Origin of the sequence: Nocardia pseudovaccinii (assembly GCF_050942345.1) — a bacterium.
Classification (GTDB): domain Bacteria; phylum Actinomycetota; class Actinomycetes; order Mycobacteriales; family Mycobacteriaceae; genus Nocardia; species Nocardia pseudovaccinii.
Genome location: NZ_CP192074.1, coordinates 9,633,231 through 9,658,997, shown reverse-complemented (window position 1 = coordinate 9,658,997; position 25,767 = coordinate 9,633,231). Strand labels below are relative to the sequence as shown.

Annotated in this window: 22 protein-coding genes; 13 read left to right on the top strand and 9 right to left on the bottom strand. The window is 65.9% G+C overall.

Going from position 1 to position 25,767, the window contains the following annotated elements; translation table 11 throughout:
- Nucleotides 1-18 precede the first annotated feature (18 nt).
- The 6 genes from ACQPZ2_RS43325 to ACQPZ2_RS43300 all read left to right on the top strand — a co-directional run bounded on the left by ACQPZ2_RS43325 (nt 19) and on the right by ACQPZ2_RS43300 (nt 5,941).
- Complete coding sequence (locus ACQPZ2_RS43325; protein WP_433523609.1) at nt 19-1,230, top strand: HpcH/HpaI aldolase/citrate lyase family protein; 1,212 nt, start codon at nt 19-21, stop codon at nt 1,228-1,230.
- Nucleotides 1,227-2,660, top strand: coding sequence for a phosphoribosyltransferase family protein (locus ACQPZ2_RS43320; protein WP_433523608.1), 1,434 nt, complete (start codon nt 1,227-1,229; stop codon nt 2,658-2,660). Before ACQPZ2_RS43325 ends, ACQPZ2_RS43320 begins: the two co-directional genes overlap by 4 nt.
- Nucleotides 2,657-3,820, top strand: coding sequence for a cysteine protease StiP family protein (locus ACQPZ2_RS43315; RefSeq protein ID WP_433523607.1), 1,164 nt, complete (start codon nt 2,657-2,659; stop codon nt 3,818-3,820). Before ACQPZ2_RS43320 ends, ACQPZ2_RS43315 begins: the two co-directional genes overlap by 4 nt.
- The gene (locus ACQPZ2_RS43310; protein ID WP_433523606.1) at nt 3,820-4,662 is read left to right on the top strand and encodes an HAD family hydrolase; all 843 of its coding nucleotides are present in this window, start codon (nt 3,820-3,822) and stop codon (nt 4,660-4,662) included. Before ACQPZ2_RS43315 ends, ACQPZ2_RS43310 begins: the two co-directional genes overlap by 1 nt.
- A gap of 65 nt (nt 4,663-4,727) precedes the next feature.
- Nucleotides 4,728-5,081: a MerR family transcriptional regulator gene (locus ACQPZ2_RS43305; protein WP_433523605.1), complete on the top strand. Its 354-nt coding sequence runs from the start codon at nt 4,728-4,730 to the stop codon at nt 5,079-5,081.
- Nucleotides 5,081-5,941 carry an LLM class F420-dependent oxidoreductase gene (locus ACQPZ2_RS43300; RefSeq protein ID WP_433523604.1) on the top strand — a complete coding sequence of 287 codons (861 nt, stop codon included), beginning with the start codon at nt 5,081-5,083 and terminating at the stop codon, nt 5,939-5,941. The genes ACQPZ2_RS43305 and ACQPZ2_RS43300 overlap by 1 nt, the downstream gene beginning before the upstream one ends.
- Before the next feature lie 96 nt (nt 5,942-6,037).
- On the opposite strand, the gene ACQPZ2_RS43295 is transcribed toward ACQPZ2_RS43300, so the two are convergent.
- The 3 genes from ACQPZ2_RS43295 to ACQPZ2_RS43285 are packed head-to-tail and all read right to left on the bottom strand — an operon-like array spanning nt 6,038 to nt 8,139.
- The gene (locus ACQPZ2_RS43295; protein ID WP_063042659.1) at nt 6,038-6,805 is read right to left on the bottom strand and encodes an AIM24 family protein; all 768 of its coding nucleotides are present in this window, start codon (nt 6,803-6,805) and stop codon (nt 6,038-6,040) included.
- A 3-nt stretch (nt 6,806-6,808) separates the two neighbouring features.
- Complete coding sequence (locus ACQPZ2_RS43290; RefSeq protein WP_433523603.1) at nt 6,809-7,504, bottom strand: AIM24 family protein; 696 nt, start codon at nt 7,502-7,504, stop codon at nt 6,809-6,811.
- A gap of 11 nt (nt 7,505-7,515) precedes the next feature.
- Nucleotides 7,516-8,139 carry an AIM24 family protein gene (locus ACQPZ2_RS43285; protein WP_433523602.1) on the bottom strand — a complete coding sequence of 208 codons (624 nt, stop codon included), beginning with the start codon at nt 8,137-8,139 and terminating at the stop codon, nt 7,516-7,518.
- 183 nt (nt 8,140-8,322) lie between these two features.
- On the opposite strand from ACQPZ2_RS43285, the gene ACQPZ2_RS43280 reads away from it, so the two are divergent.
- The gene (locus tag ACQPZ2_RS43280; RefSeq protein ID WP_433523601.1) at nt 8,323-9,705 is read left to right on the top strand and encodes a TerD family protein; all 1,383 of its coding nucleotides are present in this window, start codon (nt 8,323-8,325) and stop codon (nt 9,703-9,705) included.
- Nucleotides 9,706-9,733: 28 nt separating this feature from the next.
- A complete protein-coding gene (locus ACQPZ2_RS43275; RefSeq protein WP_433523600.1) occupies nt 9,734-11,350 on the top strand; it encodes a TerD family protein in 1,617 nt (538 codons plus the stop codon).
- Between the two features lie 108 nt (nt 11,351-11,458).
- On the opposite strand, the gene ACQPZ2_RS43270 is transcribed toward ACQPZ2_RS43275, so the two are convergent.
- The 3 genes from ACQPZ2_RS43270 to ACQPZ2_RS43260 form a co-directional block, all read right to left on the bottom strand.
- Nucleotides 11,459-13,159: a glycosyltransferase family 87 protein gene (locus ACQPZ2_RS43270; protein WP_433527690.1), complete on the bottom strand. Its 1,701-nt coding sequence runs from the start codon at nt 13,157-13,159 to the stop codon at nt 11,459-11,461.
- Between the two features lie 561 nt (nt 13,160-13,720).
- Nucleotides 13,721-15,862, bottom strand: coding sequence for a transglycosylase domain-containing protein (locus tag ACQPZ2_RS43265; protein ID WP_433527689.1), 2,142 nt, complete (start codon nt 15,860-15,862; stop codon nt 13,721-13,723).
- 730 nt (nt 15,863-16,592) lie between these two features.
- Nucleotides 16,593-17,012, bottom strand: coding sequence for a DUF5318 domain-containing protein (locus tag ACQPZ2_RS43260; RefSeq protein ID WP_169814622.1), 420 nt, complete (start codon nt 17,010-17,012; stop codon nt 16,593-16,595).
- Nucleotides 17,013-17,171: 159 nt separating this feature from the next.
- Between ACQPZ2_RS43260 and ACQPZ2_RS43255 the strand changes: the two genes are divergently transcribed.
- The 5 genes from ACQPZ2_RS43255 to ACQPZ2_RS43235 all read left to right on the top strand — a co-directional run bounded on the left by ACQPZ2_RS43255 (nt 17,172) and on the right by ACQPZ2_RS43235 (nt 21,735).
- Nucleotides 17,172-18,266, top strand: coding sequence for a DUF1707 SHOCT-like domain-containing protein (locus tag ACQPZ2_RS43255; protein ID WP_433523599.1), 1,095 nt, complete (start codon nt 17,172-17,174; stop codon nt 18,264-18,266).
- Between the two features lie 6 nt (nt 18,267-18,272).
- Nucleotides 18,273-19,076, top strand: coding sequence for a DUF1707 SHOCT-like domain-containing protein (locus tag ACQPZ2_RS43250; protein ID WP_433523598.1), 804 nt, complete (start codon nt 18,273-18,275; stop codon nt 19,074-19,076).
- Nucleotides 19,077-19,361: 285 nt separating this feature from the next.
- Complete coding sequence (locus tag ACQPZ2_RS43245; protein WP_433523597.1) at nt 19,362-19,880, top strand: GNAT family N-acetyltransferase; 519 nt, start codon at nt 19,362-19,364, stop codon at nt 19,878-19,880.
- A 168-nt stretch (nt 19,881-20,048) separates the two neighbouring features.
- Nucleotides 20,049-20,603, top strand: a complete 555-nt coding sequence (locus ACQPZ2_RS43240; protein ID WP_040697429.1) for a PadR family transcriptional regulator — start codon at nt 20,049-20,051, stop codon at nt 20,601-20,603.
- Nucleotides 20,596-21,735 carry an inositol-3-phosphate synthase gene (locus ACQPZ2_RS43235; RefSeq protein WP_433523596.1) on the top strand — a complete coding sequence of 380 codons (1,140 nt, stop codon included), beginning with the start codon at nt 20,596-20,598 and terminating at the stop codon, nt 21,733-21,735. Before ACQPZ2_RS43240 ends, ACQPZ2_RS43235 begins: the two co-directional genes overlap by 8 nt.
- Before the next feature lie 369 nt (nt 21,736-22,104).
- On the opposite strand, the gene ACQPZ2_RS43230 is transcribed toward ACQPZ2_RS43235, so the two are convergent.
- The 3 genes from ACQPZ2_RS43230 to ACQPZ2_RS43220 form a co-directional block, all read right to left on the bottom strand.
- Nucleotides 22,105-22,530, bottom strand: coding sequence for a GyrI-like domain-containing protein (locus ACQPZ2_RS43230; RefSeq protein WP_040697421.1), 426 nt, complete (start codon nt 22,528-22,530; stop codon nt 22,105-22,107).
- Between the two features lie 8 nt (nt 22,531-22,538).
- Nucleotides 22,539-22,997 carry a GyrI-like domain-containing protein gene (locus ACQPZ2_RS43225; RefSeq protein WP_433523595.1) on the bottom strand — a complete coding sequence of 153 codons (459 nt, stop codon included), beginning with the start codon at nt 22,995-22,997 and terminating at the stop codon, nt 22,539-22,541.
- 467 nt (nt 22,998-23,464) lie between these two features.
- Complete coding sequence (locus tag ACQPZ2_RS43220) at nt 23,465-25,729, bottom strand: transglycosylase domain-containing protein (RefSeq protein WP_433523594.1); 2,265 nt, start codon at nt 25,727-25,729, stop codon at nt 23,465-23,467.
- Between the last annotated feature and the right edge of the window lie 38 nt (nt 25,730-25,767).

The window sequence follows — 25,767 nt, the reverse complement described above, 5'->3', positions numbered from 1 at the left end:
GATGAGGACAGCGAAGCGATGACCGCGGGCATCGTCGTCCAGCAACAGGTCTCCCTGCGAAAGCAATTGCCGCTGCGCCATTTTCGCCAGCTGCACGGTCCGGAGGCGCGGCACCTGTTCCATAGACAACCGGAACCGTTCGGCGAGGATGCCGACCGGGAAATTCTGGCGTTCGCGCTCGGCGCCACGCTGTATGCGCCGGCGACCCGCGCCGATCTCGCCTTGACGATCAGTAAGCGGGCCGCGCGCGGTGTGTGTTCGATGGTCATCGATCTCGAGGACGCCGTCGCCGATCACGAGGTGGAATTCGCCAAACGGCAGACCGTCGCGACGCTGAATCTGCTTGCCGACAGCGAGGATCCGAATCCGCTGCTGTTCGTCCGGGTCCGCGATGCCGATACCGTGACCGAAATCGTCGAACAACTCGGCACCGGGGCGGTGGCACTGACCGGTTTCGTCTTTCCGAAATTCGACCGTGCGAGCGGTCCGAAATATCTCGCCGCGCTGGAGGCGGCCGCCGAGCGGTTGGGCAGGCCGGTATACGGCATGCCGGTGCTCGAATCGCCTGCGCTGGTGCATCGCGAGACCCGGGACCAGGAGTTGACCCAGATCGCGGCGCTGCTGGCCGAGCACCGGGAGCGGATACTCGCCGTGCGCATCGGTGCGACGGATATGTGCTCGACCTTCGGCATTCGGCGGGACCGGGATCTGACCATCTACGACGTGCGGGTGGTCGCGGATGTCATCGCCGATATCGTGAACTACCTGGGGCGTTCGGACGGTACAGGTTTCGTGATCACCGGACCGGTCTGGGAATACTTCGCCGACCACGAGCGGATGTTCCGGCCGCTGCTGCGGACCGCGCCGTTCGAGGAATCCGATGCGGTGCCGTTCCGGCGCTATCTGGTCAGCCGCGATCTGGACGGGCTACTACGTGAGATCACACTCGACCGGGCCAATGGGATCCAGGGCAAGACGGTGATCCATCCGTCGCATGTCGCGGCCGTGCATGCGCTGTCGGTGGTGACGCACGAGGAGTATTCGGATGCGCTGGACATTCTGCAGGTCGATGTCGGCGGGGTAGCGGCATCCGGATATCGGAACAAGATGAACGAGATGCGGCCGCATCGCAGTTGGGCGCGTCAGACGCTGCTGCGGGCTCGTGTTTTCGGCGTCGCGAATAAGGGTGTTTCGTTCGTGGATCTATTGACGGCGTTGGTGACCGAGTGAACATTGATCCTTGGGCGACAACGAATTTGGGTATCGAGTTGCGGCACGAGCGGTCGCACGGCGGCGGATCGGTGGATGTGCTGCCCGCCGAATTGCCCATCGCCACATTGATTCAGCCGGGGTTGCGGCGTAATCCACGTCGCGCGCACCTACTGGTTTCGACCGTGCTCGGGAAGCATCTGCCGACCGATCCGCGGGTGGTTCTCGGCGCGGGCAATCGGCTGGGCGATCTGGTGCGTGACGCACTGGGCGATCGCGAGGCCGTGGTGCTCGGATTCGCGGAGACCGCAACGGGTTTGGGGCATTGTGTGGCGGCGCGGGTCGGGGCCGGATGCTATCTGCATTCGACCCGTCGCGAGGTGCCCGACGCGAACACCTTGACCGGCTTCGAGGAGGGGCATTCGCACGCCACCTCGCATCTGCTGCAGCCCGCACCGGCGGATATCTTCGTCAACGATCTGCCGCTGGTGCTCGTCGACGACGAGATCTCCACCGGTGATACGGCGATCGATGCGGTTCGGGCATTGCACGCGTTTTCGCCGCGTTCGCATTATGTGCTCGCGTCGCTGGTGGATATGCGGACCGAGGGCGATCGGGCGCGGTTCGAGGCGGCGGCCGAGGAGTTGGGTGCGCGGATCGACACGGTGTGTTTGGCGTCCGGGCGCACCTTGCTGCCCGAGGATCTGGTCGAGACGGTGTCGTCTATGCCGGATCCGCAATTGAATCCGACTGCGGCGCAGCGTGGTTCGTTCGATCGAGTCGAGTTGCCGTGGCCTGCTTCGGTTCCAGAAGGCGGTCGGCACGGGATTCTGCGATCGGATACCGATGCGTTCGAGGCGGCGGTGGTGCAAGCCGCCGAGGCGTTGCGGGTTCGACTTGCTGATGATTTCGCTGGTCGGCCCGCGATTGTGCTCGGGCACGAAGAGTTGATGTATCTGCCGTTGCGGTTGGCCGCCGAGCTGGCCGATGCCGGGATTCCGACGCGGTTTCAGACGACGACCCGGTCGCCCGCATATGTGCTGGATGAGCCGGGATATCCGCTGCGGCGTGGGTTTCGGTTCGTGGCGCCCGAAGCTGGTGAGACGCAACCGCGCTATCTGTACAACGCGCACTGGATCGAGGACGGGTTGTCCGAACTCGTGACGCGCGACGATGGCGCGGCAGCGGGCGATCGTACGCGTGTGGTCGAGCGGGCGGTGGATGATTCAACGCTGACGGGGGCTGCCACCTCGGTGCGGTCACTCGAAGTCGATCCGATTCTGGTCGTCGTCATCGACACACCTGCCGATACCGATGAACTGCTGGTCGAGGGCGGTCTGATCGATGTGCTGACCGCATCCGGCGACGATGTCGTCCTGGCAGTGCTGCCGGGTGCGGATCCGCGGCTGTTGCATGCGGACCGGACCGATGCCGAACCGAGGGTGTTATGAGGTCGAACGCTGTGCCGGAATCGAATATCTCTCCGCAATCGGCCTTGGAACTTCCGGTTCCGCTGTACGGCCCGGCATTCGGATCGTATGCGGCCGAGGAGGTTTCCTGGCTGCTGAAGGATCTGTCGGGCGTCGACCTCGAGGCCGATGTGGCCGAGCGGGAACGCCGGATCCAGTCCGGTGCCGCGCATTACGCGGAATCGCTGCCGATCGAATATCAGCCCGACGCCGCATATCGCTCGCTGTTCGACGAGGTGTTGGCCGAGAGTGCCGAGCGACTCGCGCTCGCCGTGGCGACGGTATCCGAACTCGTTGTCGCCGAACGCGGTACCGATATCGTGCTCGTCTCGCTGGCGCGCGCGGGTACGCCGATCGGGGTTCTCATGCGGCGCTGGTTGCGGTCGCGAAGCCTCGATGTACCGCACTATGCGGTATCTATCGTGCGCGATCGCGGTATCGATGCCGTCGCACTGGATTATCTTGCTCGCAATCATGATCCGGCCTCGGTGGTGTTCGTGGACGGCTGGACCGGCAAGGGTGCCATCACTCGCGAACTCACCGAAGCGCTGGACTCCTATCACGCCGCGGGCGGCGCCCGATTCAATGACGAACTCGCCGTGCTCGCCGATCCGGGACATTGCGTGCGCACCTACGGCACCCGAGACGACTTCCTGATCGCCTCCGCGTGCCTGAATTCGACAGTCTCCGGGCTGATTTCGCGCACCGTACTCAATGACTCGCTGATCGGACCCGGCGATTTCCACGGCGCGAAGTTCTACCGCGAACTGGCAGCCGACGATGTCTCCGGTCGTCTGCTCGACACCGTGACCACCGCCTTCGACGCGGTCCGGGATCGCGTGCCCGCCGAACTGGCCGCCGTGCGCGCCGACGACCGGACACCGACCTGGACCGGCTGGGCCTCGGTCGACAAGGTGCGCGAGGAATACGGCGTCGCCAGTGTGAATTTCGTGAAACCGGGTGTCGGTGAGACGACCCGGGTGTTGCTGCGGCGGCTGCCGTGGCGGGTGCTGGTGCGTGAGGCGGACGCACCGGAACACGCGCATATCCGTCTGCTCGCCGCGGCCCGCGGTGTTCCGGTCGAGGTCGTACCCGACCTGGCCTATTCGTGTATGGGATTGATCAAGGACGTACAGCAGTAATGCATCTGAGAAAGCTACGAAGACAGGCTCTGATCGCTACCGATCTCGACCGAACGATGATTTACTCGCGCAACGCTTTCCACGCTGCCACCGACGTGCCGACGGTTTGTGTGGAACACCTGGAGGGCGCGCCACTGTCGTTCATGACGACCACCGCCGCTCTGCGCATGCAGACCCTGACCGAACCCGCCGCCGTCATTCCCACCACCACACGGACCATCAAGCAGTTCGAACGTATCCAATTACCCGGCGCTCCCTGGCGATACGCGATTACCAGCAACGGCGGGAACATCCTGGTCGACGGCGTGCCGGATATGCGCTGGCGCATCGATATCGACGCGCAGGTGCGGGCCGGTGGCGCGACGCTGTCGGAGGTGAATACCGAACTGCGTGCTCGGATCGACGATTCCTGGGTCACCAAATTCCGGGTCGCCGATCATCTGTTCACCTACCTGGTGGTCAAGCCCAAGGAAGTGCCCGACGGCTTCCTCGCCGAATGGGATGCCTGGTGCCGCCCGCGCGGCTGGTCCGTCTCCCAGCAGGGCCGCAAGATCTACACCATGCCCCTCGCCGTCTGTAAGAGTCACGCGGTGCGCGAAGTCCGCCGCCGCCTGGTCGAAAACGGTGAACTCACCCCTGCGTCGATGACTCTCGCCGCAGGTGACGGCGCTCTGGACGCCGAAATGCTGCGTACCGCGGACTCCGCCATCCGTCCGCGCCACGGCGAACTCGAACAACTCAACTGGACCCATCCCAACCTCACCATCACCCGCGCCTCCGGAATTCTCGCGGGCGAGGAGATCATCAACTGGTTCATCAAGGCCGCACCGGACGCCACGTAACCGACCTTGCCTTGACACCGGCGACAAGGTTTAGCGTTGCCCCGACGGGTCGTGAAGGAGGTCGAATGCTGATCGGTGAGCTGGCCGAGCGCGTCGGGACGAGTACCAGGACGCTGCGCTACTACGAGGAGCACGGTTTGGTGCGGGCGCGGCGCTCGACCAACGGGTATCGCGTCTATGACGAGTCGGAATTGCGGGTCGTAAACAAGATCCGGACGCTGCTCGACGTCGGTTTCGACCTCGACGATATCCGCCCGTTCGTCGCCTGCATCCGTGCTGGAAATACCTCCGGGGATGTCTGCCCGGATTCGGTGGCGACATTGCGACGCAAACTCGACGAAGTCGACGCCGCCATCGATCGGTTACATGCGGTGCGCTCGCAACTGTGCGACCAGCTCGACGCTGCGGCGGTGTCCTGATGAAATTCGGAATCAATTACAGCACACCGTATTACGGCACCGATCCGGACCGGCTGATGGCCTTCGCGCAACATGCCGAGCAGTGCGGTTTCGAGTCGATCTACCTGCCGGATCATATTGCGCTCTATCCGGGCGCGGTGATCGGAGCGTACGACATGCCACCGACACTGCCGTTTCCCGATCCGCTCGACTGCCTGAGCTTCGTCGCCGCGGCCACGGAGCGGATCCTGTTGGGCACCGGCGTGCTGCTGCTGCCGTATCGGCATCCGGTGGTGCTCGCCAAGCGGCTCGCCACCATCGACCTGCTGTCCAAGGGACGAATGCGGTTGCTGACCGTGGGAATCGGCACCTTGCCTGGTGAGGCCGTCGCGGTGGGGGTGGATTTCGCATCCCGGGGCCGTCGGACCGATGAGGCGATCGATGTGCTGCGCCTGCTGTGGGCCGGTGGCGCGGATGGTGTCGACTACCACGGCGAATTCTTTTCGTTCGACAAGCTATGCGTATATCCCAAACCTCATGGGGGAGACCAGTTGCCGATCCATATCGGCGGATCGAGCCGGGCCGCGGCGCGGCGAGTGGGACGACGTGGCGATGGGTATTTCCCGGGTGGGATGCTGATGCCCGCCGAACGTGCGGAGCAATGGGATCTCGCGAAATCCACCGCCGTTGCCGAGGGCCGGGATCCAGCCGCGCTGGAATACACCCGATGGGGATCGATCGATATGCCACAGGATCGGGTCGAGGGATTCGCCGCACAAGGCGTGACCCGGATCATCGTCGGCGCTACCGCCACAGACCAAGCCGTGCAGCTCGAGGAAATGTCGGCGTTCGCGGAGCGCGTCGGGCTGTCGAAGTCCTGACGGCGGTACCAGCACCGGGCAGTCTTCCGCGCGCCTCGATGCGGGGCGTCCGCCAGCTCGAGTCCCGGCGCGAGGATGATCCTCGAGTCATCCGGTTCAGTAATTCTGTTGCTGGGCGCCCAATTGCTGGGTAATCACACCGTGCAGCCGCTGCAGGCCGCCGACGGTCATACCGCTCTGCAATTGACCCTCGATGGTGCGAACCAGCGCGGAATCGCTGAGGATCTTCTCACTGGATTGAATGAGAACCGTTCCGGCGCCGGTGAAGTCGAACTGGCGCTCCTCACCGGAGTTCACCCCGAAGCGCGCCGCACCGGCGGCGAGGAAGCTGGAGACCCAGCGCTGATCGTAGTGATGGCTGGGTGATGGGCAATCCGCCCAGCCGACAAGGGCTTCCGGATCGACGCGCAGCGGCGGTTCGGCGAACATGACCGGGCCATTGGAGGAGGCCAGGAACTTACCGGTGCCGATGAGGGTGAGAAATCCGGGGACGATGGACTGATTCAGCGACAGTCCCGGCTCGAAGGCGAGCAGGTTGGCGGCGCGGATCGTGAGGTTGCCGTTGTCCTCGAGGTCATAGGAATTGATGTCGTAGCCGCGGTCGCCGATGATCAGCTTGCCGTGGCCCTCGGCGATCACATAGTCGCCGGTGAACAGCGGCGCGGAGAACTGCTGCGAGACCATGTGCAGCAGTCCGCCCTGCAATCCGTGGGTGAGCATCTGGAAGCGCATATCGCCGTAGTAGGCGATCATCGCGCCCTTGCGCATGAACCACGGCTTGTTCAGGTCGATGCAGTAGGCGTAGCTGTTACCCGGAAGGTTGTCGCTCTCACCGAGATTCAGCGGATTCAAAATATCGGTCATGGTTCACAACTTCTCTTCCGAGGCCTGTACGTACACGACACCCTGTCCGGCACAATGCAATTGCATCGCCTCGCCGGAACCGCGACCGACCGCATCGCGCCAGCTCAACGCCGTCTTCAGCTCGGTCTGCACATTGCCGTAGGCGGCAACGAAGGCCTGCGGGTCCACCACGATCGGATTCGGCCCGCCCACCGGCAGTTCCAGGAATCCGCCGTGGGCCAGCAGCACCGCCGCGCCCTGTCCGGACAGCTGCGTGGTGAACATGCCCTGACCGGTCAGCGCACCACTGGCCGCACCGCGCAACGCACCCATCAGTCCGCCGCCACCACCGCCCCCCGAACTCATCACGGACACAATCGAACTCTGCAGCGCGGCGGTATTGGCCAGCAGCCGCGAGGCCTCGACGCGCAGCACCGCGCCCGGCTGCATCTGCACAACATGCACTTCCAGCCCGGCGAAGCCGTAGTGCACCTCGCCATTACCGGAGGCCAGCATGGTGCGTTCGTGCTCACCGGCCATCATCCGGCCCGCCATCCGCATAATGCCGCCACCGCCCATACCGGGCGCGGCGCCCGGAATCTGGTGTGGCGCAAAGGAAATATCGCCGGTGTAGAACAGCATCGCGCCGTTGCGCGCGACCACGCCGCCCGCCATCCCGACGTCGACCTTGACGACCTTGCCGTTGACCTTCTCGAACATCGCTGGCTCCCTTACCGTTCCGCAGGCTGGATCAACACCAGGCCCTGGCCGTCGAAGCGCAGCGAGAACGCCTCCCCGGCATCCTGGCCGACGAAGGTGCGCCACGAAACATCGGTCACGAACGACTGATTCAGATTGCCCCGGCAGGCCACGAAGGCATCCGGATCGACGATCAGCGGATACTGCGGTGAAACCTCCAGGTGGATCAGCGGCCCGCCCGCCGAGAGCAGTGCGACCTGCCCCTGTCCGGTCACCGTGGTGGTGAACAGACCCGCACCCGACGACGCACCGCGCAGACCGGCGAAACGCACGTCCGTGCGCAGATTTCCGGCGAAGCACAGCAGCTGCTGCGATTCGACCTGCAGCGTCTCGTTATTCAGATTCACCACGGTCACGTGCTGACCATTGACCGCGAAGAAGACCCGGCCGTTGCCGCTGCATTCCATCAGCGACAGTTTCTCGCCGGTGGCACGCCGCTTGAGCCCGGCGAGTACGCCGTCGCCGCCGCCGAAACCGGCCGACTTGAACTGCACATTTCCTTCGTAGGCGACCATCGAGCCGGAAATCGCCCGGATACTCGATCCGTCGAGGTGTGCCTCGATCACCTTTTTCGACTGCTCGAACAGTTGCGCCATAGGGAGTTTGCCTGCTGTCTCGTAGGGGAACACGGGTTTATCGCCCGCCGCTCCGACCGCGTTTCGCCACCCTAACCGATCTTGGAGTACCTGTATGGGCCACGGCGAGGAGTTACTTCGGATCGTGGTCGGCACGTTTCTCGTAGAGTGGCACCGTACGCACCGACAAGCGAAGGGTCGAACTTGTCCGCAACACTCGCCAAGGGTCAGAATGGCCCGCTGGCCGTCAATGACGTGGTGATCTCCGTCCAGCTGACCGCACCCGCGGATCTGTCCGCGCTATTGGTCACCGAGTCGGGGAAGGTCCGTTCCGACGCGGACTTCGTCTTCTTCAATCAGCCCAATGGCCCCGGGGTGAATCTGCAGCCCGCGCCGTCGGGGCAGCCCGCGTCGCTGGCGGTATCGCTGAATGCGGTGCCCGCGGATATCGCGCAGATCCGCGCGGTGATCACCCTGGACGACGCGACCAGCAATTTCGGCCGTTTTCCCGCGCCGACGGCGATCGTGTCGGATTCGGCGGGTAATCAGCTGTACGAGTACCGCATCGACGGTTTGAACTCCGAGTCGATCGTGATCGCACTCGAGTTGTACCGGCGCCAGAGCGAGTGGAAGGTACGCGCGGTCGGCCAGGGCTACGCCGGTGGATTCGCGGCGCTGGTCACCGATCACGGTGTAACCGTCGACGAATCTCCGGCCGCGACGCAGGTTCCGCCGCCACCGGCCTACCAGCCCGCCCAGCCCGGACCGGGCTACCCGCCGCCGCCACAGCCCGCACCCCCGACGCAGCAGCAGCCGCAGTACCCGCCGACGCAGCAGGGTTACCCCCAGGGCGCACCCGGTTACCCGCCGCCCGGCCAGGGCTACCCGCCCCCGCCCGCCCCCGGTGGTTACCCGCCGCCCGCACCCGGCCCGGGCCAGGGCTATCCGCCGCCCGCCCAGCCTGCCGCGCAGCAACAGCCGCCCAGCGAAATCAGCCTGAGCAAGGATCGTCCGGTCAGCCTGGTCAAGGGCCAGCGGGTCACCCTGCGCAAGGAGGGCGGCGCCGCGCTGACCTTCGTGAAGATGGGTCTGGGCTGGGATCCGGTGCGCAGCCGCGGCATGTTCGGCAACCGGACCGTCGATATCGACCTCGACGCGTCGGTGGTGATGTTCGCCGATATGAACGTGGTGGATGTCGCCTACTACGGCCAGCTGACCTCCAAGGACGGCTCGATCCGGCACCAGGGCGACAACCTCACCGGTGAGGGTGAGGGCGACGACGAGGTGATCCTGGTCGACCTGACCCGGATCCCGGCGCACGTCAGCACGCTGGTCTTCATCGTGACCTCCTATAAGGGCCACACCTTCGAACAAGTCCAGAATGCGTTCTGCCGCTTGGTCGACGGCGCCAACAACGGCGAGTTGGCCAGGTACACCATGGCAGGCGGTATGCCGTTCACCGCGATGGCGATGGCCAAGCTGTTCCGGGTAGGCGGCGATTGGAAGTTGCAGGCGCTCGGCGAAGGCTTCCAGGCCAAGCATCCCGGTGAAGCGGTGCCACAGCTGGGCCGGTTCCTGGGTAATTGATACTGCACGAAACAACGGGGCGGACAACGTGATTCAGCTGAAGGCCGGTCAGAATACGGTGCTGACCGGTGATGTCGTTCGATTCAGCGCGAAAGCCGGGGCTGCCCTGGATGTTTCGGCGCTGGTTGTGGCGGAGAACCTGCGGGTCTTCGATACCGGCGATTTCGTGTTCTACAACCAGGCCGAGACCGCGGGGGTGACGCTGTCCGAGGACGGCGTCACCATCCGGCTCGCCGAGGTGCGTGCCGATGCCAAGGCAGTGCTGCTGGTGGTCAGCGCCGATCCGGCCGCGCCGGCGCAGGCGCACGGGCTCGGTGCGGTCACCGCCGAACTCGCCGTGCACGACACCCCTACAGCGGAATTCGCGATCAATCCGTCCGCGGGGGAGACCGCGCTGATCTGCCTCGAGGTGTACCGGCGCGGAACCGACTGGAAGCTGCGCGCGGTCGGTCAGGGCTATGCGGGTGGGCTGGCCGTGCTGCTCACCGCGCACGGCGTCGAGGTCGACGAACCGGCGACGCCGCAGTCCGGGCAACGCAACGCGGCCGATCTGCGGGAAGCCGAACCGGTCGGCAGCGCGGGCCGGGCCGGTGGTCAGGACACCATCAGCGGTCCCGGCGACTCCCGTGCCGCCGGTCCGGCGCCGCTCGAGGTCGCGCACGGACTCGAACGCCTGTGGATGATCTTCGAGGATGCCGCGCGCTCGGCCGCCGCGCTCATCTCCGCGCGTGATTACGCCATGCAGCGGCTGGATCAGGAACTGTCCGCGGCGGTTTCGGATCCGGCGACCAGGAACACCCCCGCCGCCGAGGAGGCCAGGCAGACCGCACAGCGTCGCTGTGACGATCTGATCGCCACCGCGGAAGGTAGTCATCTGCGCGATAGCCAAGCGCTCATGGGTGAACTCGCCGACGCCGATCGGCAACTGCCGCCGTCACTTGCGTCCTGGGATTCGCCCGCCTGGGACGGGGCGCCGACACCGAGCGATGGCATCCGACTCGGCGAGCTCTACGCGAACGAGCGTGGACCGCTGCGCATTCCGTACTGCGTGCCGGTGCCGCTGACCCGTCCGCTGTGGATCGATACCGAATCCACGGCCGCGGCGACCCCGGTCGTCGGCGCGGTGCTCGCGCGCCTGCTCGCGGCCGATCCCGGTCGGCGCACCCTGGTCGACATGATCGATCTGACCGGTGCGTTCAGCCAGCTCGTCGGTCCGCTGACCCCGGTGCTGAACGGTCCGCCGATCACCGACTTCGGCGATATCTCGGCGCGGCTGCAGATCCTGGTCGAGGCCGCCGACCTCGCCGATTTGGCTTATTCCAGTGGGAATTTCACGCCGCCGACCGAGCATCGGGTATTGCTTGCCGCGGACTTCCCGCACGGATACCAGACCGCGGACGCGCAGCGCATCGCCACGCTGCTGGTGCGCGGCGATCTGATCGGGCTGTCCACGGTGATCGTCGGCACCGACGAATCCGAGTCCAGTGACGGCACGGTGGCAATGCTGTCCCAGGCCTGCCGTCACCTGCCGACGGTGGACGGCACCCCGCTGTTCGATCCGTGGACCGGCAGCGCGTGGCAGCTGGATCTGGACCTGCTGCCGAGGGAACCGGCCAGGCAGGCGCGCTACCTGCGCACCAGCTGAACCGACCTTTTCGAGCGACCTGCAAGCAGTCGCTAGCGGCTGACCTTTTCGAGCGACCTGCAAGCAGTCGCTAGCGGCTGACCTTTTCGAGCGACCTGCAAGCAGTCGCTAGCGGCTGAGCAAAGCCCTTGGCCGCAGTGCCTCCGGCAGCCAGGGCAGCAGCGGGTCCGGTGCGCGATCGATGACGCCACCGACCGGATCGTCCACGAAATCGCGCCGGACCAGATCCTCCTCCGGTCGGTAGATCTGCCGAATGATCAAGGCGCACAGTGCGAGTACCGCGATATCGCGCAGCAGTACGGTGCCGGTGAACCACTCCTCGGGCAGACCCTTGCGGTCCAGGCCGAGGTAGTAGAACATGCGCGGCACCCAGACCAGTGCGTCGATGGTCATCCAGGCCAGCAGAATTCGGCGATGCGGTAGCGCGAGCACCGCCAGCGGCACCAGCCACAGCGAATACTGCGGGCTCCACACCTTATTGGTGATCAGGAAGGCGGCGACGACCAGGAAGCACAGCTGGGCCAGGCGCGGTCGGCGCGGGGCGGTGAGCGCGATATAGGCGATCGCCGCACAGGCTGCGACGAATACCAGCAGCGACACCAGATTCAGGACGGTCGGCTGTTCGGCATGTCCGATCTCGCCGTCGAATCCGGCCCAGCCGGTGAACGAGGTGACGACGTTGTAGACGGAATCCGGATCGGCGTGCCGAGTGGTGTTGAGCCGGAAGAACTCCCGCCAGCCATTCGGGTACAGCAGCGCAATGGGCAGATTCACAATGAGCCAGGTCCCCGCGGCGGCCGCGACGGTCAAGGCGGCCGCACCGAGCGGTCGAGCGCTGAGAAACCGCATGCGATACGGAGTTTCGCGCAGCCAGGTCATCGCGGTGCGCCCGCTGTTGATATCGCTCAACCGGAGTCCGAGCCGTGCGCTCGGCACTCGCTGCAGTGGGTCGGCACGCAGGCACAACACCACGATCGGCCCGAGCAGCAGCAGCGGATAGAGCTTGGCCGCGCCGCCGAGTCCGAGCAGCAGGCCCGCGAGCAGCGGTCGTCGGCGGGCCCAGGCGAGTAGGCCGGTGGCGGCGAAAGCCGTTGCGAGCGCGTCGAAATTGGTGAACGCGTGCACGATCACCAATGGCGAACAGGCGACCAGCGCGGCATCCCAGATCCGCCGCCCCGCCAGTTGCGCCGATGCCCATACCGTGACCAGCCAAGCGAAGGCCAGACCGACCGCGACCACATTGAAGTAGATGACCACCTGCAGCGCACCGGGCAGCGGGGACGCATCCCAGGTCTTGGCGACCTGCATGGACGCGTACTGGTAGAGCCCGGACAGCACCGGATACTCCATGTACCTGGTCTCGCGGCCGCCGTCCGGAGTCTGCTCGGTCCATTCCTTCTTGTACGGGAAGGCGCCCTCGTTCAAACGCTCCGCACCGTAGAGCGGCACGGTATCCGAGTAGCACATGGCGATGTACTGGCGGCCGTTGTTCCAGTCGAGGGTGAGCGAACCGTCGGACGTGGTCGTCTGCTGGATGCAGCCTGCCTTGCTCGCCCAGCCGAGTGCGAGGAAGACCAGTGCGAAGGCGAGCAGCACCCGCATCGGGGTCCAGAATCGCACCCGCCCGATCAGCGCGTGGTCACCGACCGGGCCGCCGACGACCGTGCTCAGCTGCGCGGTCAGGGAATCGTTGCGGCTGGGCCGATCTCGGCCGTCGGCCGAGCGCAGGTCCGGCGCCAGCGGCGCGGGCGCGACATAGTGCCCACCCGCGTCATACGCCGGTGTGGTCTGCGCTGCACCGGACTGCATCCCAGTGGGCTGCGGCGCGCTCCCGTTCGTCCGCCCGTCCGCGAGGTGCTGTTCGGTCACGCCATCCGAGAGTACCGGCCGCTGGGTGCGCCGCCTGGACCGAGTGGTACTGAGTGCCGAATGCGTATCGTTCTCGATGCGGCTGTTGCCGCTGATCGAACTGCTATGCGGCGTTTTTGGCGGTGTTAGCATCGTATTGATCAACTGTCGGAGGGGTGGTTGATCATCACAGGAGGGGTGGGAATGTTCACGAAAGTCATGGCTACCGCGGCCTTGGTCGGCGCAGCGCTCGTCGGATTCGCCGGTAATGCCTCAGCGGGGTACCCGTCGTACTCGGAATGCTTGACCTGGGCCGGGGTTCGCGACAGGTGCGTTCAGATATCGGACGGCTCATATGTCGTCTTGAAGGGTTACGGTTCCTACACCGAATGCCTCAGTTGGGCTGGGGTGCGGGACAAGTGCTACCAGGATCCGAATGGGTTCTGGTACATCACGAGTGTCTGATCCGACAACGTCGGGAAGCTCTGGCCAGCCGCAGCGGGCTGGCCAGAGCTTTTCGGTTCAGCGGGTCCGGGTCGGTTGACTGCCGTTGCCGTTACCGGTGCCACCGGATTGGGGCGATCCGGTGGTCGTCGGCATCGAACCGTCGGAGTTCGCCGTCGGCTGTCCGGGCAGCGGCGTCGACTCCGGCTGCTGCTGTTGTTGGGGCTGGCGCTGCTGCGTCTGCGGTTGCACACCGGGTACCTGGATCGGTCCGAAGGGGGTGTCGATCGTATTCGGGACGATCTGGATCGGCGGCAGTAGCGGCGCCTCCGTGGTCGACGGCGGGGTGAACGGTGCGGACCATGCGGGCACACCGGCCTGGCCCTTGATCGGGGCCGGCTTCGGGAAGGTTTCCTTGGGGGTGCCGTCCAGGGCGCCGTCCATGGTGGCCTTCCAGATGTCCGAGGGCAGACCGGAGCCGTAGACCATGCCCCCGCTGTAGTTGCGCAGCGGCGAGTTATCGATGGAGCCGACCCACACCGCGGTGGACAGCGATGGGGTGTACCCGACCATCCAGGCGTCCTTGTTCTCGCCGGTGTCGAGCAGCTGGGCGGTACCGGTCTTGGTCGCCGACTCGCGGCCGTTGGCCAGGTTGTGATTGCGCGACCACGCTGCGATCGGCTTCATCGCGTCGGTGACGTTGTCCGCGACCGCCGCAGAGACCCGCTGTTCACCGGCCACATCACCGCGGTCGAGCAGCACCTGCCCGTCGGCGCTGACCACCTTGGTGACGAAGTGCGGTGCGTGGTAGACGCCGGAGGCGGCCAGCGTCGCGTAGGCCGAGGCCATATCGAGCACCCTGGCCTGGTACTGACCGAGCACGATGCCGTTGTTCGGCGGGGAGCCGTCCGGCTCGACCAGGCTCTTGCCGACGCCCGGAATGGTCTCCGGAATGCCGAGCTTGTGCGCCATATCGGCGATCTTCTGCGGACCGTTCTGCATATCCAGCTCCATGCGGTAGAAGCTGGTGTTCAGCGAGCGCTTGAGCGCCTCGGCGATGGTGCAGGTGCCGCACTGCTCGCCTTCGACGTTGGTGATCTTGATGCCGTTCACGGTGATCGGCGAACTGTCGTACATCTCCGACAGCGGTTTGCCCAATTCCAGGTTCTCCGCGAGACCGAAGACCTTGAACGAGGATCCCGGCTGCAGACCGGCATTGGCGAAGTCGTAGCCCTGACCGTCGTCGCCGCCGTAGTAGGCGCGCACCGCACCGGTCTTCGGATCCACCGAAACCACTGCGGCGCGCAGCTTTTCCGGTTCGCCCTGCATCTTCTTCTGCGCCGCGTCGATGGCGGCCTGCTGTGCCTTCGGATCGATCGTGGTGGTAATCGACAGACCAGCGGTGTTGAGCTGCTGTTCGCTGATGCCCGCGGCCGCCAACTCCTTGAGCACTTGGGTCTTGATCAGACCCTCGGGCCCGGCATCCAGGCCCTTGTCCTTGGTGGAGGACACCGGGACGACCTGCGGGAACTGCTGGGCCTGGCGTTCTTCGGCCTTGAGATTGCCGCCGGAGACCATGCCGTCGAGCACATAGTTCCAGCGGAACTTCGCGCCCTCGGGGTTCTTCTCCGGATCCAGGCCGGAGGGCTGCTGGATGGTGGCGGCGAGCACCGCGCCCTCGGCCACGGTGAGCTCCGAGACCGGCTTGGCGAAGTAGGCCTTGGCGGCGGCATCGATGCCGTACGCACCGCGACCGAAGTAGATGGTGTTGAGGTAGGCGGCGAGGATTTCGTCCTTGCTCCACTGGCGCGCCATCTTCGCCGAGATGACCAGCTCGTGCAGCTTGCGAGACAGCGAGTGTTCGTCACCGACGAGCGCGTTCTTCACGTACTGCTGGGTAATGGTCGAGCCACCGCCCGCGCTCTCCCTGTTGAGGGCTTGATCCCTGGCGGCGCGCATGAAGCCGGAGACGGAGAAGCCCGGGTTGGTGTAGAAGTCCCGGTCCTCGGCGGCGATCACGGCATTGCGCACATGCGGCGGAATCTGGTCGATCGTGACGTCGGTCCGGTTGCCCTCCGGCGGTACCACCTTGCTGATCACCGTGGTGCCGTCGCTGGCGAGGATATTCGCGACCTGGTTGGTTTTGAGGTCACCCGGCTGGGGTACCGAAACCGTGGTGTAGGCGATCAGGAAGACCGTGCTCGGCAGAATGATGGACAGGGCTAGCAGGACGTAGATGACCCGGCGCACGATCCGCCACGGCGACTTCTTCTTCGCACCGGGACGACGACCGCCCGGTCCGCCCGGACCACCGCTGCCGCCATTGCGGCGCGGCGGCGGTCCCGAGGGCGGCGCGCCCGCGGTCGCGCGGCGCTCGCCGGTGGTGGGTCCGGCGCCGTTGGGCTGACGGGCGCCGGGGCGATCCTGACCGGGTCGATCCTGGCCGGGCCGCGGGCTGGCCGGTCGGGGACCGGTGGGCGGGGCCGTGCGGCGGTTGCGTTCGGCGACCGCGTCGGTCAGCGAACCGGGCTGCCGATTCGGGCGCTCGATCTTCTGCGTGGACTGCGCGCCGGGCGGGGCGTTATCGGGTAGTGGCCTGCCCTGCGGCGGACGGCCCTGCGGCGGCGGACCCGGTCGACGCGGCGGCGGCTGCGGACCACGCGGCTCACCCGGGTACCCGCCTTGCGGCGGCCGCGGACCACCGGGACCGGGCCGACCGGGTGGGGGACCGGCCGGTCGCTGACCGGGATACGGGTTCGGAGGCTGAGGTGAACTTCGCTGAGTGCGGCCGCCGTGCGGTTCATCGCCGTAGGGGGAAGTCTCGTAGGGCGAATTCACTGACAAGATCTCCATAACTCGTAAGGGTCTGCGGGGCGCGGTGCTGCGATTATCGCCGCGGCGGACACGTCGAGGCTCCGCGTGTCACCCGACGGGCAGATGACCTGGCACATCATTCGGCTGCGGTGCGCCGGTTGGCCCTGGTGCCCGTGCGCCGCCGCGTGGGCGACGGAGCGGTACCGAGCACATAGGACTGCACCAGATGATTCCAGCTGCAGCTCCGGCATACCTCGACGACATGGACCGAGAACTCCTCGCGAGTCTCGGCGAGGCGTATCAATTCCTCTGGTGTGCGAGCCGAACCCGCCATCGGGCCGACGCCGTCGCCGTAGACCCAGGATACGAGCGTCAATTGCTCTTTCCGGCAGATCGGGCATGTGACCTCACTCCCCCGACCGTGGAACTTCGCCGCACGTAAAAGGTAGGGATTGGCATCGCAAACCTCGGCAACATCGACACGGCCCGCATAGACGTCAGCGAGCAGCGAACGACGCTTGAGAGCGTAGTCGACCACCTGTCGCTGAATTCGCACGAGAACCAGAGTAGCGGGGACGCGCGCGGGCCGCGCTGGGCTGTGCGGGATCGACCGACCGGTATTCATTGTTGAACTGGGGCGTTACCGGCGTCGGCGGATTACGATTCTCCCGTGTCCCCCGCTACATCCGGGCGGTCGACCGCAGCATCCGGACGTATGCGAGCGCGTGACCTCGACCGTGCCAACGCGTCCAGCGTGCTGGATGCCGCCTACGCCGAAGGCCAGCTCGGCGCCGATGAATATCGCGACCGTACCGCGCGGGCCGAGACCGCCAAGACCATCGCCGATCTCGACCGGCTCACCCGCGATCTCCAGGTCCCTTCGGCGGTGCGCGATCTGGTACCGGGTGCGCCGACACCGACGCGAAACCCCTTGCGCCGCCCCGGTTCCACGGGCCGTTATCCCGATCACACCCGAGCCCGCGACGCCGATCGCGACACAACCGGGCAGGTACTCGACAGCGCCCGCCGGGACGGTCAGCTCACCGAAGAGGAGCATCAGACCCTCGGCGAATTGGCGCAAGGGGCCAAGACACTCGGCGATTTGGCCGATCTGGTCGACGACTTGCAACGGCCGACCGATGCGCCGTTGCCGCCTGCGCCACCTCGATCGAATCGCCGACGCTGGTATGTGATCGGTGTGACCGCCGCGTCGGTCTGTGCCGCCGTCGCCGCTTTCGCGCTGACCAGCGGCGCCACGACATCGGAGGCACCACCCGTCGCACATGTCGGCGCCGCGGTGCCCGATCTCGGTGCGGTGCAACCGGTGGTGGTCGCGACGCCGAATCTGCTCACCCGCGAAGGGCTTACGCACTTCCTGACGAAGTACCGGGAGAAGTTCGGTGATCTGCAGGCCGATCAACTGACCCTGTTCGGCGATTACGCCACGGTGACGCGCGCGGTACCCGGCCAGCCGAATCGGCAGGTCCGCTACGACTACCGCGGCGGATTCGCGCAGAGCGGTGCCCCCGTCAGTCGCAAGACCGATACGCCCGCCGCAGATCTGGCGCAGCTGAACGTCGCCGCTGTGTCGGACTTGCTGGCGACCGCGCCCACCGCGTTGAAGGTGCCGAACGGAGTTGTCACGCATATGGATGTGGAAGTCGACGCCACCGGTACCTATAGCTCTTTCGGCAGCGCGAAGGGTGCGACCATCGTGCGGATCTACGCGGGCAATCAATTCAACGAGTCCGGGTACTACGTGCTGACTCCGGCGGGCCAGGTTGTTCGCGCCTGGCCGTTCCAAGGGTGATGGTCGATGGCGACGACGCGCTATAGCGGAATCCGGGCCCGCGATACCGATCGGGCCGATGTCTGCGGACTGCTCGACGCGGCGCTGGCCGACGGTCAGCTCACCGATGCCGAACACGCCGAACGCACCGCGCAGGCCATGCGCGCCAAGGCATTCGGTGAGCTGGACGAGCTGATCGGCGATCTGCAGATTCCGCGGAATCTGGTGGACGCTCCGGTGATCCGAGTCGATCGCCGTCGGCCGCGGCGCTGGCTCGCGCCGGTGGCGTTCATCGCCGGTGCGGCTGTCATCGGTGCGGCGGTGGGCGGCATCGCGAGCTGCGCTTCGGGCGGGTCCGGACCGTTCGGGTGGTCCGAACATGTGCCGGTGCTCACCACGGGTAGCGGCCTGGCGTACTTCATCGACGAATATCGCGCCGAGTTCGGCGATACGAAGGTCGACGAGGTCACCCTGTATCCCGACTACGCGCTCTTCGAGCGGCAGGCGGCAGGCGATCCGACCGAGACCGTGCGATATCGCTACGACGGCAGATTCCACGACTACACCACCAGCAATGGGCGCAAGGCCGATGTGCGCACCTTCGATCTCGCGATCATCGATCTGCGTGCTATCGCCGGGCTGCTGGCCGGTGCGCCGCAGTCGATCGAGACCGGCGGCGCGATCACGCACGCCTCGATCGAATTCCCGCCGGGCCGTAGTGATTCGGACGCCGCTGTCTCGATCTACGCGAAGAACCAAGCGGGTGCGTCGGGCTATCTGACAGCGACGGTAGCGGGGGAGCCATTGCAAGTCTTCCCACCCAGTCGCTGACGAGGAGTCGGGGCGATCCGCGGCGGCCGTAATTCGCTGGCCCGCCACAATCGGGCGCGCTAGCATTCCTTGTTCGTATTCGACCCGATATACAGCCCGAGGAGGTGGGGCGGGATGACCGCGCCGAAGACCGCCGTCGCGCACGACGCCCGGACTGTTCAGATGTCCCGGGTCCCGGTCTGATCGCTGCTCATCCGGCGTTCGTGCCGCGAGCCGTCTGGTTCGCGTGACGGCGGTGCCGTGTCCGAAATCGGGCCCGAACCATACGAATACGGAGAATCCGAGTTGAATCCCCCCATCGATTGGCGCACGCGCGCCGAAACCGATGCCGATATCCCCGCGATCCACGTGATCAACCAGGCGGCCTTCGATCGACCCGATGAGGCCGATCTGGTCGACGCACTGCGCGCCGACCCGGCCTGGATCCATGGACTGTCCATCGTCAGCACGCTGCCGGACGACACTCCGGTCGGCTACGCGCTGCTGACCCGCTGCCACGTCGACAGCGCGCCTGCGCTGTGTCTCGGACCGTGCGCGGTGCTGCCCGAATATCAGAAGTCCGGCGCCGGCGCCGCGGCAATCCGGGCGGGTCTCGCGGCGGCGGAGCAATTGGGCGAGGCATTCGTCATCGTGCTCGGGCATCCGACCTACTACCCGCGCTTCGGCTTCGAGAAGGCGTCGGAGTTCGGCATCGGCCTGAGCATCGAGGTGCCGGACGAGGCGTTGATGGCACTGACGCTCGATCCGGCGCGACCGCTACCGCGCGGCACGGTGCGCTACGCCGCGCCATTCGGTATCGACTAGCGAGAATGTCGGCACCGACGGTGGGGAGCCCCGGCTTCCCGCCGTCGGTCTACCTGCGCAGAGAGTGCTTTATATCGCCGACGACTATGCACGTTTATATCGCTCCGATATAGTGGAAAGTCGCATCCATCGGTTAGGTCTGCACACACAGTCAGGGGGTGAAGCCCGATGCTCGAGCTGGCAATCCTCGGGCTGCTCCTCGAAGCGCCCATGCACGGGTACGAGCTGCGCAAGCGGTTGACCGGATTGCTCGGGCCGTTTCGGGCCTTCTCCTACGGATCGCTCTATCCGACGCTGCGTCGCATGCAGACCGATGGGCTGATCGCCGAGGAGAACGTCGCGGGCGTCACCCGTCGTGCGCGACGGGTCTATCAACTGACTCCGGCCGGGCGGGAGCGGTTCACCGAACTGCTCGCCGATACCGGACCGCAGAACTACACCGACGACGGCTTCGGCGTCCACCTGGCGTTTTTCAGCCGCACCCCCGCGGAAGCACGGATGCGGATTCTGGAGGGCAGGCGACGGCAGGTCGAGGAGCGCCGAGAGGGTCTGCGGGAGGCGATCAAGAAGGCCAGTGGCTCGCTGGATCGCTACACCCGCCAGCTCCACCAGCTCGGTCTGGAATCAAGCGAGCGCGAAGTGCGCTGGCTCAACGAGTTGATTGCGGCGGAGCAATCGACGAAGGCGGCACCACAGAAAGAGGGAAATATCGGCCATGAGTGAAGACAACAAGGCTGACAACGCCACGAATTCGCCCACCCCGTCGGCTTCGCCTCCTGCCATCCCCCAGGTCCGCGTCGCCATCGTCGGCGTGGGTAACTGCGCTTCCTCGCTGGTCCAGGGCGTGCAGTACTACAAGGACGCGGACGAGACCTCCACCGTCCCCGGCCTCATGCACGTCAAGTTCGGCCGGTATCACGTGCGCGATGTGAAATTCGTCGCCGCGTTCGACGTCGACGCCAAGAAGGTCGGCTTCGACCTGGCCGAGGCGATCTTCGCCAGCGAGAACAACACCATCAAGATCTCCGATGTGCCGCCGAGCGACGTTGTCGTGCAGCGCGGTCCGACGCTGGACGGTATCGGCAAGTACTACGCCGAGACCATCGAGCTGTCCGAGGCGCAGCCGGTCGACGTCGTGAAGGTGCTGAAGGACAACAAGGTCGACGTCCTGGTCTCCTACCTGCCCGTCGGCTCGGAAGAGGCGGACAAGTTCTACGCCCAGTGCGCCATCGACGCAGGCGTCGCCTTCGTCAACGCGCTGCCGGTGTTCATCGCCTCCGATCCGGTGTGGGCCGAAAAGTTCACCAAGGCAGGCGTTCCCATCGTCGGTGACGACATCAAGAGCCAGGTCGGCGCCACCATCACCCACCGCGTGATGGCCAAGCTGTTCGAGGACCGCGGCGTGCAGCTCGACCGCACCATGCAGCTGAACGTCGGCGGCAATATGGACTTCAAGAACATGCTCGAGCGCGAGCGCCTGGAGTCGAAGAAGATCTCGAAGACCCAGGCCGTCACCAGCAACCTGAAGAAGGAACTGGGCGCCAACGATGTGCACATCGGCCCGTCCGATCACGTCGGCTGGCTCGACGACCGCAAGTGGGCCTATGTGCGTCTCGAGGGCCGCGCCTTCGGTGATGTGCCGCTGAACCTGGAGTACAAGCTCGAGGTGTGGGATTCGCCGAACTCGGCGGGCATCATCATCGACGCGGTGCGCGCCGCGAAGATCGCCAAGGACCGCGGCATCGGCGGCCCCGTGCTCCCGGCATCGGCGTACCTGATGAAGTCCCCGCCGAAGCAGCTGGCGGACGACATCGCGCGCGCCCAGCTGGAAGCGTTCATCATCGGCGCCGAGTAATCGGGCGCACTGACGAGTAAAGCCGGGCCGGGCACAAATCTCCGGCCCGGCTTTGCGTGTCGAATCGGTTGGTGCCGCAGCCCGGTCTCGTCCCTTTCGGGTTGGTCGGGCTGCGGTGGGGCCTGTGGTCCTGCACCGACATATCGGGTTCGGCTGCCCTCGGATGGCTCGCCGTCCCGTGGTTTGCCGGGCCGTGCTGGGCGCATCGTGTGCCGTACCCGACTTACCTGCCGCAGTCAGGCGGGCAGGCCCATATCTTCCAGCCGGTCGACCGGTCGTGGTTGCGTGCTCGAGCTTTGTCGACGGTAGTCAAATGGTGGTGGCCGGGGTTGCCAGCCACCATTTGACTAGCCTCGACGGGGTGAGCGGTCAGTCGAGCGAGACGTAGACCTCGACGGAGGTCGGTCCCGTGTAGCGCTCGAGTTCCGCGGTGTGCGAGCGGGTGATGGTGCCCGCGCTCTCGGCCTTGCGGACCTGCGCCCATGCGGTGCGCAGCAGATCGTAGGGCTTATCGGAGACAACGAATTTCGCGTAGCGTCCGGTCGGGACCCGGGTCAGCACATCACCGGCATCCATATCGTCCATCTCGGCGACCTCGTAGCCCAGAATCGCGACGGCGTGATCGTTCTGGCCGATATAGGCCGCGACCCGCGGCACGTTTTTCTCCCGCGCCAGATACCGGTCCCAGGTGAAGTTCACCAGGTCCAGGTCGCGGGCGGTCACCTCGCGTCCGGCCAGCGGGACCGTGAGTCCGGCGACCAGGCTTTCGTCCAATGTGACAATTTCGAAGTCCACAGCTGTTCCTAACCGTCGACCGGTTCGTCTGCCAGCGCCACGAATACTTCGGCCGTGCGCGCGTCCGGATAATGTTCCACGTCACCGGTATAGCCGCGCACCAATCGTCCGGCGGCCTCGGCATCCCATACCGCCCGCCAGATGGTCACGATGGTGTCGCCGAGATTGTCGCCGCTGAGCGTGAATCGGGCGAACCGTCCCGCGGGTACTCGGGCGAGCACATCGCCCGGTAGCAGATCCGCGAGCGTGTGGCAGCGGTAGCCGACGATATGCGTCAAGTAGGAGTTGATCTCCGGCGCGTGGTCCACATACGCGGTCGTCGGCGGGCCGGGCAGCTTGCGGGCCAGATTGCGTTTCCACGCCTCCTCGACCTTGGCGCGGCGCGGTCCCTCGACCGCGAGCGCCGGGCTGCGCAGCACTGTGCCCGCCACGAGCGTCTCGGGACGGTCAACGACATTGAAATCCACCGGCGTGCCCCTATGTCTAGTCTGTCTCCAATTGGCGGCGCTCCCGGGCCCCCGTGGCCGCGGAAGCTACTTCCGGGCCTGACGCTCGCGCCGCGTGTCGTCGCTCGAGCGCATATCCTTCCTCATCGATCTCGCGACGTCGGCGTCGGCCTGGTTTCGGTTCCGGCGCGCGCGCTCACTTCACTCTGGCAAACGATGCTGCCACGTCATCCGTTCCCATGGCCCCGGTCGACGCACATTCATAGCGAACCAAATATGAGCAAGCTGGAAGCTTCGGCCAACCCAAACGGAGCGAGTCTTACGAGCGGCCGTTCGCGGCCGTCTCGCGTCCGAGTCGTCGAAGCGCATGCGACGTAGTCGCGAGTCTCGACGACGCCGCTAGCGACTGCTTGCAGGTCGCTCGAAAGGGTCAGCCCGCGAGACACCAGGGGCCGCGAACACGCAGCGCCGTAGGCGCTGCCAAAGATTCAGCCCGGCACCGGAATGCTGAATCCGGGGAAGATTTCGACTTCCTTCGAGGGCTCCGGGGCGGGTGGAATGATGATCACCGGTGCGGCGGAGGTGCTGGTCGGCGGATTCAGGATGTCGTAGCCGCCGCCGCTGGAGGGTTTGCTCGCGGTCGGCGGGCCGCCTTGCGATCCGGCCGCCGGGAACTGCTCGATCGGGGTGCCGCCGAGCGCGTCGTCCATCACCTGCTTCCAGATGTCGGCGGGCAGACCGGAGCCATAGATGTCGGTACCGCGCGCGGTTTCGATGGGCTGGGACTGTTCGGTGCCGACCCAGACCGCCGTGGACAGCGACGGGGTGAAGCCGATCATCCACGCGTCCTTGTTCTCTTTCGACTCACCGAGCTGGGTGGTGCCGGTCTTGGCGGCCGAGGGGCGTCCGCCGGACAGGCTGTGCCCGTTGGAATATGCGGCGATCGGGATCATCGCGCCGGCGGTACTGTCGGCGATGCCGCGCGGTATGCGCTGCTGGCCGGGCGGCAGCTGCTTGCCGGCCTGTCTGTCGGGTCCACCCCGATCCAGCAGGACGCGGCCGTCGCCCGCGACCACTCGCTGCACGAAGTAGGGCTGGTGGTAGACACCGGAATTGGCGATCGTCGCGTAGGCCGATGCCATATCGATGGGGCGAACCAGATACTGGCCCAACACGATTCCGTTGAGCGGGTGCCCGTCGTCCTCGGTGAGCGTCTTACCGGCCACGCCCGGAATCTCTTCGGGGATACCGGCCTGATGGGCGGCATCGGCAATTGCCTCGGGGCCGTCGGACATCGACATCGTCAGTCGATAGAAACTGGTGTTCAGCGAGCGTTTCAGCGCCTCGGCCATGCTGCATTTGCCGCACGATTCGCCGTCCACATTGGTGATCGTGATACCGCGATCGGTCACCGGTGAACTGTCGAGCATCCGGGTGAGCGGAATACTCTGCCGCAGCGCCGCGATCACCGCGAAGACCTTGAATGCGGAACCGGTCTGCAGCGGCGCCTGCGCGAAATCGAAGCCGAAACCGTCGGCGCCGCCGTAGTAGGCGCGCACCGCGCCGGAGCGCGGGTCGATCGAAACCACCGCGCCACGCAGTTCCGGCGGCTGCGGGTCGAGTCGATCGTGGATCGCGTCGAGTGCGGCCTGCTGTGCCTTGGTATCGATGGTGGTGGTGATCTGCAATGCCCCGGTATTCAGTTCCCGCTCGCTGATGCCCGCACTGCGCAGTTCCCGCAGCACCTGGCTGCGGATCAGGCCCTCTGGGCCGCGGGCCGCGTTGACGTCCGGGATTTCGGTGATCGGGACGATCGGCGGGAATACCGTCGCATCACGGTCGCCCGGCGCGAGCGCACCCATCTCGACCATGCCTTCGAGCACGTACTTCCAGCGCGCGGTCAGATCGGCGAGATGGGTTTCCGGATCCAGGATCGATGGGGTGCGGATGACCGAGGCCAGTACCGTCCCTTCGGCGAGCGTCAGCTCCGGCACCGACTTGTTGAAGTAGGCCTTCGCGGCCGCCGAGATCCCGTACGCGCCGCGCCCGTAATAGATGGTGTTGAGGTAGGCGGCGAGGATGTCGTCCTTACTCCATTGCCGCGCCATTTTGGCGGCGATGATCAGCTCGCGCATCTTCCTGGTCAGGGTGCGTTCGGACCCGAGGAAGGCATTCTTCACATACTGCTGAGTGATGGTGGAACCGCCGCCCGCATCCTCTTTGCCGAGGATATTGTCCCGCGCGGCGCGCAGGAATCCGCTGGTCGAGTAGCCGGGGTTGGTATAGAAGTTGCGGTCCTCGGCCGAGAGCACCGCATCGCGCACCGGTTTGGGCACCTCCGACAGCGGTACCGGAATCCGATTGCCATCGGGCGGAACAACTTTCGCGATCACCGTGGTTCCGTCGGCGGCCAGGATGGTGGCGATCTGATTGGTCTGCACCGAATCGGGATCCGGGATTTCGGCGCTCCAGTAGACCAGCACGAACAGCAGCGACGGCACCGCGACGAAGGTGATGAACAGGGCGAGCAGTAGTCGTCGGAAGCGTTCGCCCCTGGTGCGCTGCGGTCGATTCGCCGGGGTCGGTTGCGGCCGAGACGGTTTCGAAGAGCCGGGCGGTCGGGGCTTGTCCTTGCGTCGTGACGTCCCGAAGTTGTGCTCGCTGAATCCCGCGACCGAGGCATAGGGTGCGGGCGCCGGTTTGCCCCGGCGACTGCCGCCGCGTCGCCGCTTGCCGAACGAGCTCACGATCATCTCCTCCCGGAGCGTCGGTAAAACTCACCTGCACAGGA

Excerpts from the sequence above, each read along its gene's own strand:
- ACQPZ2_RS43325 (WP_433523609.1), top strand. The coding sequence starts at position 19 with ATGACCGCGGGCATCGTCGTCCAGCAACAGGTCTCCCTGCGAAAGCAA.
- ACQPZ2_RS43315 (WP_433523607.1), top strand. The coding sequence starts at position 2,657 with ATGAGGTCGAACGCTGTGCCGGAATCGAATATCTCTCCGCAATCGGCC.
- ACQPZ2_RS43310 (WP_433523606.1), top strand. The coding sequence starts at position 3,820 with ATGCATCTGAGAAAGCTACGAAGACAGGCTCTGATCGCTACCGATCTC.
- ACQPZ2_RS43305 (WP_433523605.1), top strand. The coding sequence starts at position 4,728 with ATGCTGATCGGTGAGCTGGCCGAGCGCGTCGGGACGAGTACCAGGACG.
- ACQPZ2_RS43300 (WP_433523604.1), top strand. The coding sequence starts at position 5,081 with ATGAAATTCGGAATCAATTACAGCACACCGTATTACGGCACCGATCCG.
- ACQPZ2_RS43295 (WP_063042659.1), bottom strand. The coding sequence starts at position 6,805 with ATGACCGATATTTTGAATCCGCTGAATCTCGGTGAGAGCGACAACCTT.
- ACQPZ2_RS43290 (WP_433523603.1), bottom strand. The coding sequence starts at position 7,504 with ATGTTCGAGAAGGTCAACGGCAAGGTCGTCAAGGTCGACGTCGGGATG.
- ACQPZ2_RS43285 (WP_433523602.1), bottom strand. The coding sequence starts at position 8,139 with ATGGCGCAACTGTTCGAGCAGTCGAAAAAGGTGATCGAGGCACACCTC.
- ACQPZ2_RS43270 (WP_433527690.1), bottom strand. The coding sequence starts at position 13,159 with ATGCAGTCCGGTGCAGCGCAGACCACACCGGCGTATGACGCGGGTGGG.
- ACQPZ2_RS43255 (WP_433523599.1), top strand. The coding sequence starts at position 17,172 with ATGCGAGCGCGTGACCTCGACCGTGCCAACGCGTCCAGCGTGCTGGAT.
- ACQPZ2_RS43250 (WP_433523598.1), top strand. The coding sequence starts at position 18,273 with ATGGCGACGACGCGCTATAGCGGAATCCGGGCCCGCGATACCGATCGG.
- ACQPZ2_RS43240 (WP_040697429.1), top strand. The coding sequence starts at position 20,049 with ATGCTCGAGCTGGCAATCCTCGGGCTGCTCCTCGAAGCGCCCATGCAC.
- ACQPZ2_RS43235 (WP_433523596.1), top strand. The coding sequence starts at position 20,596 with ATGAGTGAAGACAACAAGGCTGACAACGCCACGAATTCGCCCACCCCG.
- ACQPZ2_RS43220 (WP_433523594.1), bottom strand. The coding sequence starts at position 25,729 with ATGATCGTGAGCTCGTTCGGCAAGCGGCGACGCGGCGGCAGTCGCCGG.